Source organism: Bifidobacterium primatium (genome assembly GCF_002802875.1).
Taxonomy (GTDB): Bacteria; Actinomycetota; Actinomycetes; order Actinomycetales; family Bifidobacteriaceae; genus Galliscardovia; species Galliscardovia primatium.
Genome location: NZ_PEBI01000001.1, coordinates 881,713 through 895,223, shown reverse-complemented (window position 1 = coordinate 895,223; position 13,511 = coordinate 881,713). Strand labels below are relative to the sequence as shown.

Sequence of the window (13,511 nt, the reverse complement as noted above, 5' to 3'; positions counted from 1 at the left end):
ACCGGTTGATCACCGGCGTCGAAGGAGTTGGAGAAAGGAATGGATTCTGATGAAGGGTTCATTGTTCAAAAAGGGCTTCGCCGCCCTTGCCTCCCTTGCGGTCGGCATCAGCGGCCTCGCTCTCGGCGTGACCGCGGCCAATGCTGCCGTGGCGCTGCCGACGACTACGACCGTCACGCTGAACGCGACCGACGAGGCGCAGTTCACCGGCCACACCTACAAGGTGACCAAGGTCGCCAATTACGCGGTGACGAGCGGCGCCGCCGGCGTGACGACCCCGACCGGCAACGAGACCACGTACCGTGAGGCGCTGAAGGCAGCCGGCGTGACCGGCGTGCCGACGACCGGCGATCCGCTGGAGTGGGCCGTCGAAAACAACAAGCTCGACCAGTCCGGCACCGGCAACTGGCTGGGCAACGGCACGACCCGCAAGTTCGCCGACTACCTGGCCGCCCACCTGACGCTGACCAACCTCGACGCCTCCAAGGTGACCGGCACCGGCACCTCCCGCACCGTCGACCTCGGTTCCGTCGGCCTGTGGCTGATCGTCGACCAGGCTCCGAGCCAGTCCTCCACCAAGGCGCTGCCGATCCTCGTCGGCACCCCGTGGACCAAGGCCGATGGCCTGACCGAAGATCTTTCCGCCGGCACGGTGGAGATGAAGAACCAGCTCCCCACCGTCACCAAGGACGTCGACAACGTGACCCCGTCCAAGGGCAAGGACGTCACCTACACGCTGAACTCCAACGTGCCGAACTACGTGGGCTACCGCGTGAAAAACTACACCTACCGCCTCGTTGATAAGTTCGCCCCCAAGGACGCTCCGAGCAAGGTCAACTACACCGGCGAATTCCCGTCGGTCAAGATCGGCGACGACACGCTGACCGCCAACGACTACACGGTGACCTACTACACCGACGAAGCCATGACGGCCGTCACCACGGACGCCAAGAAGGCCGTGGCCTTCCGCATCGACTTCTCCGACTACATCCAGAAGCAGTTCACCGGCACCGTTGCGGACGACTCCGTGTTCTACTCCGAAGCCCTGGCCGGCAAGCCCGTGATCGTGAAGTACAAGGTTCACGTGAACGCCGCGCTCGGCACGACCGGCGTCATCAACACCCCGGGCGTGGAATACTCCAACAAGCCCGGCGAGGAGAACGACAAGGACAAGCCCGGCTACAACCCCGGTCCGGAAAAGAAGATCTTCAACTTCCCGGTCAAGATCATCAAGACCGATAAGACCACCGGCCAGAAGCTTGCCGATGCCGAGTTCACGGTCACCGGCCCTGACGGCGCCACGTGGAGCGGCAAGACCGGCTCGAACGGCGAGCTTTCGCTCGACGGCCTGGGCGGCATCTTCCTCCCCGACGCGGACGCCGGCAACTTCTCCTTCTCCCACACCTACACGGTGGAGGAGACCAAGGCCCCGGCCGGCCACGTCCTGCCTTCCGACGCGACCTTCAAGTTCACCATCAGCGGCAAGATCACCGGCACCGGTGCCGACGCCACGGTCACCGACCTGAAGTACACGCTGGCCAGCGGCGGCGGACTGCAGTCCTTCGCCACGGTGGACTCCGCCAAGGCCACCATCACCCTGCAGAACGCGAAGAACATCACCCAGCTGCCGCTCACCGGTGCCGCTGGAACCGCGATGTTCGTCACTCTGGGCCTCGTGCTCGCGGGTGCCGCCTTCGCGGTGCACACCAAGAGCCGCAGCGCCAGCCGCGCACTGCGTCGCTGACAGTGCCTCGCACTGGACGCTGACGCGGCGGTTGCGCCGACCGTCGTCGGTGCGGTACGGCTGATTGATGCCGGTGCCGCGCCGACGACCTGATTCGATGATTCGCCTTTCCTCTTCTCCGCAAAGTCGGAGGGAGGGAAGGCGAGTCGATATGACGGGCATGGAGGCGAGCGATTTGCCTTCATGCCCCTTTCGTTTATGTTTTCGACGGACATGATGAATGGGTTGCGTAGGACAATGACGATTCCAGCGGCCCACCACGTTCGCAAGGATGGTCGATAATGATGAGCGGGAACGATTCCACAGCAGTGGAGCCCACGGATAAGTCCGCGGAGAAGCTGGCGGATGAAATTGCGGAGGAGCTGGCGGAGGAGCGCTCGGGCGGGAAGAATCCGAAGAAGCGATTCACCCTCGAGCAGCAGGCGTATCTGAGAAGTCTGCCGGCCGTGCGCGAGGTGTCGGAGACCCGCATCCAATACTCGTCGGAATTCAGGCGGCACTGCGTGGAACGATATCGGGCCGGCGCGTCGCCGACCGAACTGTTCCGCGAGGCGGGGCTTTCTCCCACCCTGATCGGCGCGAAGCGTATCGAACGTTGCATCGCCCGATGGAAGAAGCATCCGATCACAGTCGAGATGGGTGCCGACCCCGGTTCCAAATCCACCGCCGCTTCGGCTTCTGTTGCGACTTCGGCCTCGGCGGTAAAGGCGAAGGACCGAGCGATGTCGTGGTATGTTCCGACCGAATCGGGAATGGTCCCCGAACTGGTGATCTCTCAGCAATCGCATTACATCGTCATGCTGGAGCAGCGAATCGCCGAACTCGAATGCGAATTGGCCGCCGGCAAGACGCGGCATGCGCGGCATACGCATGAGAGCAAAGCCGGCGCACAGAGTGAAACCGGCGCACCGAGTGAAACCGTCTCGTAGGGCGGAAAGAAACCGTTATGTGGAACACGGCTATCGGTCGGAACATAGTCGGTCGTCATCCGGAACGCGGCCGGTACACGAAACGATTGATGGCCGGTAGATGATGATTCGTGAACGGCGATTACGGAAGGGCAGGTGAGCACGATGGGGCATGGAAAGCGGATTTTCCTGGAGGAGGAGATCGATTACCTCAATTCGCTGCCTGCAGTGCGCCACGCCACGCAGGCCCGCATCACCTATGAGGATGCGTTCAAGCTCGAATGTCTGCGTCGCGACCGTAGGGGAGAATCTCCCGCCCGCATATTCCGCGAGGCAGGTCTCGGTTCCGAGCTGGTGGGGTCGAAGCGCATCGAACGATGCATGAGCCGATGGCGTTCCGACCCCAATCTGCAGACGGCGCTCGAACGATACGATGAAAGTACGCGGGTGTTGGCGGCGACGGGCGGCACGGACCCCCGCGACATATTGATTCGCGAGCAGGCGACCCGCATTGCCGCCCTCGAAATCGAGGTCCGTCGTCTGCGAGCCCTGCTCTCGCGCCGCGTATCACACCAAGCCTGACGCAATCCATTCGAACCCGGTGCGGAGCCCGCCCGAACCTGGTGCGGGGCCCGCCCGAACCCGGCACGAATCATACGAACCCAGCACGAATCATACGAACCCAGCACGAACCGCCAATTATCCGCATATCTCGCGATTCATGAACCAGCTTGGCGTGCATGAATCGCGAGATATGGAAGTAATTCATGATTTGCGAATTGGATTGTTGCGCACGAATTCCGATATATGTGGGTATTCGATGATTCATGCGTCGAAATAACGTAGGTAAATCGCGGATTATGGGTATATCTGACGATTCGTGCAGCGAATTGTTGCGCACGAATCGTCGATTACGGAGGTTTCGAATGCTTCGTGGATTAGAACGTCGTGCATGAATAAATAGAACGCCGAACGAACGAATAAATATAAATAAACGTAAATAAACGAAGGAAGGCTCCCGTCCGGAAATATTCGGGCGGGAGCCTTCCTTGAGTGTCGGGGATCTAGTGTCGGTAGTCGTCGCGGTAGTGACCGTGCCGTATCGGCGATGATTCACCGCCGCCGACGATTACGCCGACGACTGCGCCGACGACAATTGACGATTACCGACGAACGACCGTATGACTACTTGTCGCTGGCCTTGGCGTCGGCCTCGTCGAGGAGCTTCTGGAACTCGGCGTCGGGGGCCGGGGCACCGTTCACCTTCCAGTCGGCCAGATCGCTCATGACTTTCGGGAAGATCTTGTCGATGCGGTACATGGCCATGAGCACGATGCAGACGGCGAAGAAGATGATCGGCAGCCACACGTAGATCATGTCGATGGCACCCATGGCGCCGGCGGACTGCACGGCCTTGGCGCCGTCGTAGCCGCCCGCGGCGAGCACCCAGCCCACCATTGCGGTTCCGATGCCCAGACCGATCTTCTGGCCGAGCGAACCACCGGAGTAGAGCAGACCCTCAACGCGGATCTTGGTCTTCCAGTAGCCGTATTCGATGGTGTCGGGGAAGAACGCCCAGATGGAGCCGAGGATTGGGCCGTACACGATGCCCTTCATGATCTGGGTGAACACGATGAAGCTGTAGCTTTCCTTGGCGAACAGCGGCAGGATGTAGGCGATGATCGAAACGACGAGGCATACGATGACCACGCGGGTCTTACCGAACTTCGGGAACAGCTTGGTGCAGGCGAGGATGCCGACCATGGCCGGAAGCAGGTAGGCGAGGGTGAGCACGCCGACCGCGTCGGGCTGGTGCAGGTAGTACTTGGCGTAGTAGACGAGCGAGCCCTGGGTGAGGGAGTAGGCGACGTGGAAGAACGCGAGGAAGCCGAAGGCCATGAACCAGTACTTGTTCTTGAGCCATGCCTTGACCTCGACCTTGAACGGGTACTGGCTCTTCTTCTTGGTGCCCTTGGCGATCTTCACGCGCTCCTTCTGCGTGCCGAACACGACCCAGAACAGGGCGCAGGCGATGACGGAGAGCACGACGTAGGCGAGCACCCAGCCCATCTGGCCGCCGCCGAAGGCGTTGACCAGCGGCATGGTGGCGTTGGTGATGATGAGGATGCCGCACTGGGCGAGGAACATACGGGAGAGGTTGAGCTTCTCGCGCTGGCCCTGATCCTGCGTGACCAGCGAGTTCAGCGTGCCGTACGGGATGGCCATCGACGAGAACGCGATCATGAGGAGGTTGTAGGAGATGAAGATGTAGATGATCTTCACGGTGTCGGACGCGTGCTGCGGGACGGCGAACAGCGTGACGGTGAGGATGCCGAACGGGATGGCGCCGAACAGCAGCCACGGACGGGCCTTGCCCCAACGGGAGTGGGTCTTGTCGACGAGGGTGCCGACGCAGACGTCGATGATGCCGTCGAACGAACGCGAGATCAGCATCAGCGTACCGACCGCGGCTGCGGAGATGCCGACGATGTCGGTGTAGAAGTAGACCACGAACATGCCCAGAGAGCCGAACGTGAAGTTGATGGCCATATCGCCGAAGCCGTAGGCGACATAGTCCTTGAGTCCCAGCTTCTCCTTGAAGCTGGTGGTAATGGCGCTGCTCATTACGCTCCTCTTTCCTTTTCCCGGTGTTTCGCGGGCGCCATGCCTGCGAAATGAAATCGCTTTCACATAGGGATGACGGAACTGAGGCATCAACGACGAATAACCGAAATGCCCCGTGAATAACCCTATGTGAACGCTAACGCAGTTGCTCATGCTAGGAGGCTGGGAAAACGGTGTCAATATCGGAAGATAACAATCGGATAATGCGTTTCGGGCGGGAAAAGCCACAAAACTCGATGGTTTACGGTTGGGAATCGTGTCGTGTGAAGACGACATTTTCCTTGTGATTGTTGGATTTGGCGGGATTCGGACGTAAACGGGATGGAGTGGTGTTTTGTGGTGTCCGCAACGTGACGCCATTGATAACAACGGCGAAAACCGTTATGAATTCGCAATCGTTGTTATCGGATTGTTGCCGATTCGGGGAATTCGGGGATGTATCGCAGTGGATGGCCGTGAGGATACGGGTCGGTTGTATGATGCTGGTCAACTTCCCCCAGTCAGGGGCGGGAGGAAAGGAATGTGCGATGGGGATGAATCCGCGAATCGTGCGGGCGCTGCATAATGCGGCGGTGATGTGCGTGGTCATCGCGGTCATGGTGGCGATGGCGGCGCTGGGGGCGTGCGGGTCTCCGGCAGGTTCGGGGCCGGCAGGTTCGAGTGGCTCGTCGTCATCGGCTTCCGCGTCTGCGTCGGCGGGGTCGTCGGCGGGGGAGCCGGGTGGCTCGTCTCCGGGTGACTCAGCGGAATCGTCATCCGGCGCGTCGGGTGGCTCCTCGTCGGCGAAGCGCGACTGGGGCGACTCCGGCTGCTCGAAGCAGGGCGTGCGCGTGATCATGGCTCGCGGCACCAACGAAAGCGCCGACAACGGTCTGCTCAACCCCGTGGCGAAACAGATTTCGGCGGCGTTCGGCGGCGACGTGCAGATCACGTCGCTGGATTATCCGGCCACCTTCGACGTCGACAGCGTGGACACCGGCGTCGGCCGGCTCGTGGCCATGCTCAACGGCCAGGCGCAGCAATGTCCCGCGCAGAAGACCGTGCTCATGGGATTCTCGCAGGGCGCGATCGTCGTCGGCGATGCGCTGGTCGCGCCGCGCAACCGCTTCGACCCGAGCGGCAACAAGGACGAACTGACCGCGGCTGCGGGAAAGAGCATCGCCGCCGTGGTGATGTACGGCGACCCGCGGTTCAACGGCAGGGCCGCATACAATCGCGGCACGTTCGACGCGGCGGTGAACGGCTCGTTCTCGCCGCGCGGCACAGGTGAGCTCGACGCCTACAAGGACCGCATCGCCGACTTCTGCGCGGCAAAGGACATCGTCTGCCAGCAGGGCGGCGAACAGCAGGAGCACGCACGGTACTTCTCCGACGGCTCGCAGACGCAGGGCGCGCAGTTCGCCATCGCCAAGGTGCGGGCGGCGAAGTGAGGCCAGCGCGGTGAGGATGACGGTATGAGGATGACGCAGTGGGCGTGACATCGTGGGGTTTCCGGCTAAGGTGATGGCCGTCTTATCGAGAAGGCTTCAACGAAATAACTTCAACGAAATAATGGTCACGACAAGCGTCCATGACGCAACGACCGTGTCGTGCCGGCCGCGAGATGCGTGCCTTCCATGGGCCTACGCAAAGCAGAGGGGGTGGGGTAGGCTGAGGCGTAGAGAGTTCCGCGGAAGGGGAGACCTATGTTCTGTATGGAGTGCGGCACGAAAAACGCCGAGACCTCGAAGTTCTGCAAGAAATGCGGCCATCCGCTGAGCGTCCCCGACACCGCTTCCGGCGCTGCGCCCGCCGTTCCCGATGCCGCGCCTGCCGCGCCCGATGCCGCGTCCCCCGTTCCCGCTTCGTCCCAGTCCCAGTCCTCGGCTCCGGCCTCCGGCGTGCCGGCGGTGCCGTTGCCGTCGATGCCTGCCGCCGCGAACGCCTCGGCGACGTCGGGCGCCGCAATCGGCTCCGAGGAGGACGCCGCCGCCTCTGCCGCCGGTTCCGACGCCGGTTCTGACGCGGCCCCGGCCTCGCCTGCGTCCGGCGCATCATCCGCAGCCGCCGCGACGAAAGCCCTTCCCAAGAAGACGATGATGATCATCGCCGCCGTCGTGGCCGTCGCGCTCGTGGTCTGCGGCGGCGCGTTTGTCACCTATCGCGCCGGCATCTGGGGTGCGAAGGTCGTGCCGAACGTCGAGGAGTTCCAGCCGCCGGCCGGCCAGAAGCTCACCGCCAACATCGTGGCCAAGCAGCTCAACGACAGCGGTATCAAAACCGAGGTGAAGAAGGTCTACTCCGGCAAATCCAAGGGCGAGTTCGCCGGCCTCGACGGCGTGAAATCCGGCGACCGCGTGCAATCCGGCCAGACGGTGACCGTCAACGAATCCATGGGCCCCGGCGTGCCCAAGGGCACGGTCGGCAAGCAGGCCACCGCCGTGGTCAACACCCTCAAGGACATGGGCGCCACCGTGAAATACCGTCAGATCGTCGTCAACGACACGTCGAAATACAAGGCCGGCGAGGTCGTCGCCACGTCGCCCGACGACGGCGACGCCCTGACCGACGACTACGACGGCACCATCAACGTCGGCGTCGCCACCAAGGGCGACGGCGTCGGATACGACCTGCTTGGCATGGACAAGGACAAGGCGAAGTCCGAACTGGAATCCCAAGGATATTCGGTCACGTTGAAGCCGCATTTCTCGTCGAAGCAGTATCTCGGCAAGATCTCGTACGCCGATCCGGCGTTCGGCACGCCGCTGGAATCCGGCGACAGCGTGACGCTCTACTACGGCGTCGACTCCAGCCAGGTCAAGACATTGTTCACCACGACCATGAGCGGCCAGAAGGTCATGGCCAACCCCGGCGACTTCCTCACCGGCCGCTACTGCAAGGCCGGCTCGTCCGACTGCTTCACGCTCGGTCTGGAAACCCAGGGCTCCAGCGGCTTCGAATACCTCTACAACCTCGCCGACGACTCCGACACCGACCGCATGCTCACGGCGTCGCGCAGCTACCAGAGCTTCGGCGTCGCGCCCGGCACCGAGGACGACGGCCTGCTCATCAACGGCGACACCGGCGCGTTCGAACTGTTCACCCTCGCCTCGGCCATGGGCGGCCTGTACTGCGGCGACGAGACGATGGGCGACAGCCCCGGCGTCTCCTGCGTGAACGGGCAGAAGGTGATGAACTCCGGCTCGAGCGCCCAGTCCGGACTCACGCAGCGCATGGACAGCTTCTACACGTACTTCCCCGTCGGCTCCGACGTCAAGAGCGTGGAATCCTCCGGCTACTTCGACGCCGACGCGCTCGCCAAGGCGAAGAAGGAGAAGGCCGTCGACACCAGCCGCCCGTTCATCGTCATGCGAGACAAGTCGCTGTACAGCAAGTCGCAGACCGAGATCAGCCGCACGCAGTGGGCGGAGAACCCGTTCCTGCCGGCGAACCCGAAGGCCGCCCAGAAGACCGAATCGGTGAAGATGAAGCCGGCGCCGTCGAACGCCAGCGCCTACTACCTCGTGGAGGCCGGTGGCGCATCCGTCGACTGGGAGTCGCTGAACGACGCCGACATCAATCAGGGAGCGTCCTCGTCGAAGTCGTCGACTTCGTCGGACTCCGATTCCAAGAGCACGACGTCGGGAGCCGACGCGGCGTCGGCGAAGATCTTCGCCGAGCTCGCCGGCTCGCAGTATGCGTTCGCCGAAACCGGCGACGGCAGCGCCTACGCCACGATGACGCTGAAATCCGACGGCACGTTCAGCGGAACGACGGACGAGGCCGACCTCAGCAGCGGCGCCTCCGTGGCCGAGGCGCCGCGCAAGCAGACCAGGTTCAGCGGCCGGTTCTCGTCGGCGAAGGCCGGCGACAACGGCACCTACACGCTGCAATGCGACGCCTCCGCGTTCAAGATCGACGACAGCGCGAAGGCCATCCAGGCCGGATTCGACCCCTGCGCCACATTCACCGCCTACCCGGCCGGAACCTCGGCGAGCACCTTCGGCTCCGGCGCGCAGACGGTGCTGCGCAACCGCGGCGAATGGGAAAGCGGCCCGAAGGACTGGCTCATCGTCAACATGGGCGTCGCCGACGAATCCATCCCCGGAACCTACGAGCGCATCGAGAAGTAGACGGTGGGGAGGTGATGTCGTACGGGCCGTGCGGCCCGTACGACATAAGCCGGCCGGTGTGACTCGCATGGCCGGCATGCGTCCCCGTTCGCCGAAAATTGTGGTGTTGTTATGTCATTGTTATTGCATATTCATATCTCCGCCAGTGTTCCTGACTATAACTGAGACAAGTATGTAACAGCAGGCATAGCAGCCGAACGATGGAGGACGCGATGACGGGTGCCGATCACGTGGAAATAACCGTACTGACCGATATTGTGCGCGAGGCCGCGAAACGATATATGTACGACAAGGTCGCCGCCCGCCGCATCCAGGTCAAGGGGCTCGGCGACTTCGTCACCGAAGTCGATTCCGACATCCAGAACTTCATCCACGCGGAACTGCTCAAGCGCTACCCCGACATCCAGTTCCTCGGCGAGGAGAACGGCGAGCAGAACGTCGACTTCAGCGGCACCTACTGGGTGCTCGACCCCGTCGACGGCACCAGCAACCTCATCCACGACTACCATCACAGTGCCATCTCGCTTGCGCTCATGGAAGGCGTCTACTCCGTCAAATGCGTGATCTATAACCCCTACCTCGATGAGATGTTCACTGCGGTCAAGGGGCAGGGCGCGTTCCTCAACGGCAAGCCCATTCACGTAAGCACCACGGGCGACATGGGCATGGCGCTCATCGGCGTGGGCACCTCGCCCTACCATCGCGACCTCGCCGCATCGAGCTTCACCATCATCCGCGAGGTGTTCGAACGCTGCGCCGATATCCGCCGTTCCGGCTCCGCCGCCCTCGACATGGCCTGGGTGGCCGCCGGCCGGCTCGACGCCTACTTCGAGGGACGCGTCAAACTGTGGGACTGCGCCGCCGGGCGCCTGCTCATCGCCGAGGCGGGCGGCGTCACCATGAACTGGGAGGGCCAGCAGATCGGCAACGCCCTCGAAAGCAGCATCGTCACCGGCACCCCCGAAATCGTGGAACAGCTGCAGAACTATTTCCTGGAGGAACTGCACACAGCGTAGGCGATTCGGCGGAGGCGGCGCGTCTTCTTTATGGCTGAAGACTCGACGTACCTTCGTACGCCTTTGCCTTCCGCCATGAAGAAGCCACGCGCGTCCTGCGCCGAATCACCTCACTTGGCGGGCTGGTTGTTCGCAACCCACTCCGGGAACGTTCCGTCGAGCCTGATCATCTCGGAGACGGTGACGAAGGTGAATCCTTCGGCCTTCAGTCCGTCGATGATGCCGGGCAGTGCCTCGACGTCCTGCGAACGGTCGCCACCGCCGTCGTGCATGAGCACGATGGATCCGTTGCCGGCCTGCGAGAGCACGGTCGACTTGATCTTGTCGGCGCCGGGACGCTTCCAATCCTCGGTGTCGATGGTCCACAGCACGTTCGAGCTGATGATGTCGTAGGAATCAAGCCACTGCTGCGCCGTGAACGCGCCGTACGGGGAGCGGAACATGCGGCAGCTCTGGCCGCTGTTCTTCTCGATGACGCCGAACGACTTGCCGATCTCGTTGCGCAGTTCGTCGCGCGAAAGCTTCGGCAGGTACTTGTGACTCACGGAATGGCTGGCGATCTCGTGACCGTCCTCGGCCAGCGACTTCTCCTGCTCGCCGTAGTTGGCGGCCTCCTCGCTGAGGTTGAAGAACGTGGCCTTGACGCCCTTCTCCTTGAGGATCTGCTGGTATTGGGCGGTGTATTCGCTCGGGCCGTCGTCGAAGGTGAGGGCGATGTACTTCTTGCCGTCCTTGGGCTGCGGGGTCTTCGTGGTGACCTTGAAGTCCTCGGGCTTCTTGACGACGCCCTTGTCGACGGTCTCCTTCGAGATCTCGCCGGTCCACTTTTCGCTGTAGCCGTCGCGGCCGGGCGATTCGACGTACTGGATGGCGCCGCCGCCCATGAGGTTCACGCTGTCGAGGCTCGGACCCTTGTGGGCGATGGTCTCGCGCTTGACGGTGTGCTTTTCGACGGTGTCCTTGCCGTTCGTGACGGTCACGACGGCGTCGGGCTGCAGGCGCGTGTTCTGCCAGTCGGAGGCCTTGACGGTGGCGCCGTTGACGACGACCGCCTGCTTGCCGCCGCCGTTGGCGTCCAGCACCTTGTTGGAGACGGACAGCAGATTGCCCGGCTTGGTGCCGAACGAATCGTTGTCGTTCATAAGGTCGTCGATGGAAACGTTGATATGCGTGCGCGTGACCGCGCCGTTGACGCTGACGGTGATCGGCCGGAGCCGGTTCTCCCACAGCCAGTAGCCGCCGACGCCGGAACCGGCGAGCAAGGCGATGACGAGCACGATGATGAACGCTATCTTGCCGGGGCTGCGGCGCTTGCCGTTTCCTGCGCGGCCTCCATTACGGGGGGATTCATCGTCGTCCTCAAGGAAGTCGTCGAAGTTCGCGCCGCGTGCGCTTCCTCCGAAATCAAGCTCCTCAATGGACGCGTCGTCGCGTGCTGCGTTGTTCACGTTGCGATTCCTTTCTCGGCTCTCTCCACATCAGATTGTACGAGCGTAGGGGGTACAAACACCGTGTGTTTCCGTTTTTCCAGTGAACGTTCACGCACTGTTTTCACACATTGTCGCTCACCGCTTTCGATGCCTTGCATCGTCGTCGCCATTGTCGTCGTCCATGGCACGACGTGTGCCGTGACGTGCCGCGCCGTGCGGCGATCGTGCGGCGGCGTGTCTGAAAGATGAACCGTTACCGTATGAGGTTCAGGGCGTAAGGTAATCTGTTTGCGGCGAAATCACGCGGCTTCGGAGGAGATCATGCCTGGAATTATTTTGATTGGTGCGCAGTGGGGCGACGAAGGTAAGGGTAAGGCCACCGACCTTATCGGAACCAAGGTCGACTACGTGGCCCGCTTCAACGGCGGCAACAACGCCGGTCATACGGTGGTCGTCGGCGACGAATCGTACGCGCTGCACCTGCTGCCCTCCGGCATCATCAGCCCGAACGTGACCCCGGTGATCGGCAACGGCGTCGTCGTCGACCCCGAGGTGCTGTTCCAGGAGATCGAAGGCCTCGAATCCCGCGGCGTGGACTGCTCCCGACTGCTGGTGAGCGAATCCGCGCACATCATCGCGCCGTATCACCGCACGATCGACAAGGTGACCGAGCGCTTCCTCGGCAAGCACAAGATCGGCACGACCGGCCGCGGCATCGGCCCGGCGTACGCCGACAAGATCAACCGCGTGGGCATCCGCGTGCACGACCTGTTCAACGCCGAGCACCTGCACGACAAGGTGGAGGCCAGCCTGCACCAGAAGAACCAGATGCTGGTGAAGCTGTACAACCGCCGCCCGATCGACGTGGACCAGACCACCGACGAACTGCTGGCCCTCGGCGAGAAGCTCAAGCCGTACGTCGCCAACACGTCGCTCGTGCTGAACAAGGCGCTCGACGACGGCAAGACCGTGCTGTTCGAAGGCGGCCAGGCCACCATGCTCGACGTGGACCACGGCACCTACCCGTTCGTGACGTCCTCCAACCCGACCGCCGGCGGCGCCTGCACCGGCACCGGCGTCGGCCCCACCAAGATCGACCGTGTGATCGCCGTGGCCAAGGCCTACACCACCCGCGTGGGCGAGGGCCCGTTCCCCACCGAGCTGTTCGACGAGCAGGGCGACTGGCTGCGCGCCCAGGGTCACGAATACGGTGTGACCACGGGCCGTCCGCGCCGCTGCGGCTGGTTCGACGCCGTGGTGACCCGCTACGCCTCGCAGGTCAACGGCCTGACCGACCTCGTGCTCACCAAGCTCGACGTGCTCACCGGCCTTGAGAGGATTCCGGTGTGCGTGGCCTACGACGTGGAGAACCCCGACGGCACCCACACGCGCTACGACGACATGCCTGTGGACCAGGCCGCGTTCGCCGCCGCCAAGCCGATCTACGAGGAGCTTCCGGGCTGGACCGAGGACATCTCCAAGGTGCACAGCTTCGAGGATCTGCCGGCCACCTGCCAGGCGTACGTGAAGCGTCTCGAGGAGATCTCCAACTGCCGTATCTCCGCCATCGGCACCGGTCCGCAGCGCGACCACATCATCTCCATCAACTCGCTGATCGACTGATGAAACGATGATGCGGGCGCTGCAGGCGTCGACGCACTTGCACACGTAACGAA

9 protein-coding genes are annotated in these 13,511 nt (G+C 62.8%); 7 read left to right on the top strand and 2 right to left on the bottom strand.

Annotated features, from left to right (window positions below):
* The first annotated feature begins 49 nt into the window (after positions 1–49).
* The 3 genes from CS006_RS03290 to CS006_RS03280 all read left to right on the top strand — a co-directional run bounded on the left by CS006_RS03290 (position 50) and on the right by CS006_RS03280 (position 3,234).
* Positions 50–1,744 (top strand): SpaH/EbpB family LPXTG-anchored major pilin, encoded by a 1,695-nt coding sequence (locus CS006_RS03290; RefSeq protein WP_100510314.1) that lies wholly within the window; start codon positions 50–52, stop codon positions 1,742–1,744.
* A gap of 281 nt (positions 1,745–2,025) precedes the next feature.
* Positions 2,026–2,673, top strand: coding sequence for an HTH domain-containing protein (locus CS006_RS03285; protein WP_100510313.1), 648 nt, complete (start codon positions 2,026–2,028; stop codon positions 2,671–2,673).
* A gap of 144 nt (positions 2,674–2,817) precedes the next feature.
* Positions 2,818–3,234, top strand: coding sequence for a hypothetical protein (locus CS006_RS03280; RefSeq protein ID WP_243386641.1), 417 nt, complete (start codon positions 2,818–2,820; stop codon positions 3,232–3,234).
* A 603-nt stretch (positions 3,235–3,837) separates the two neighbouring features.
* On the opposite strand, the gene CS006_RS03275 is transcribed toward CS006_RS03280, so the two are convergent.
* Complete coding sequence (locus CS006_RS03275) at positions 3,838–5,277, bottom strand: MFS transporter (protein WP_165777208.1); 1,440 nt, start codon at positions 5,275–5,277, stop codon at positions 3,838–3,840.
* A 527-nt stretch (positions 5,278–5,804) separates the two neighbouring features.
* Here CS006_RS03275 and CS006_RS03270 point away from each other — a divergent pair.
* The 3 genes from CS006_RS03270 to CS006_RS03260 all read left to right on the top strand — a co-directional run bounded on the left by CS006_RS03270 (position 5,805) and on the right by CS006_RS03260 (position 10,405).
* Complete coding sequence (locus CS006_RS03270) at positions 5,805–6,707, top strand: cutinase family protein (RefSeq protein ID WP_165777207.1); 903 nt, start codon at positions 5,805–5,807, stop codon at positions 6,705–6,707.
* Between the two features lie 255 nt (positions 6,708–6,962).
* The gene (locus CS006_RS03265; RefSeq protein WP_117434897.1) at positions 6,963–9,389 is read left to right on the top strand and encodes a PASTA domain-containing protein; all 2,427 of its coding nucleotides are present in this window, start codon (positions 6,963–6,965) and stop codon (positions 9,387–9,389) included.
* Positions 9,390–9,601: 212 nt separating this feature from the next.
* Positions 9,602–10,405, top strand: coding sequence for an inositol monophosphatase family protein (locus CS006_RS03260; protein WP_100510309.1), 804 nt, complete (start codon positions 9,602–9,604; stop codon positions 10,403–10,405).
* Between the two features lie 110 nt (positions 10,406–10,515).
* Here the strand turns inward: CS006_RS03260 and CS006_RS03255 are convergent, their stop codons facing one another.
* Positions 10,516–11,853: a polysaccharide deacetylase family protein gene (locus CS006_RS03255; RefSeq protein WP_100510308.1), complete on the bottom strand. Its 1,338-nt coding sequence runs from the start codon at positions 11,851–11,853 to the stop codon at positions 10,516–10,518.
* A gap of 303 nt (positions 11,854–12,156) precedes the next feature.
* On the opposite strand from CS006_RS03255, the gene CS006_RS03250 reads away from it, so the two are divergent.
* Entirely contained in the window at positions 12,157–13,458 is a 1,302-nt protein-coding gene (locus tag CS006_RS03250; protein ID WP_100510307.1) for an adenylosuccinate synthase, read from the top strand.
* The last annotated feature ends 53 nt before the right edge of the window (positions 13,459–13,511 follow it).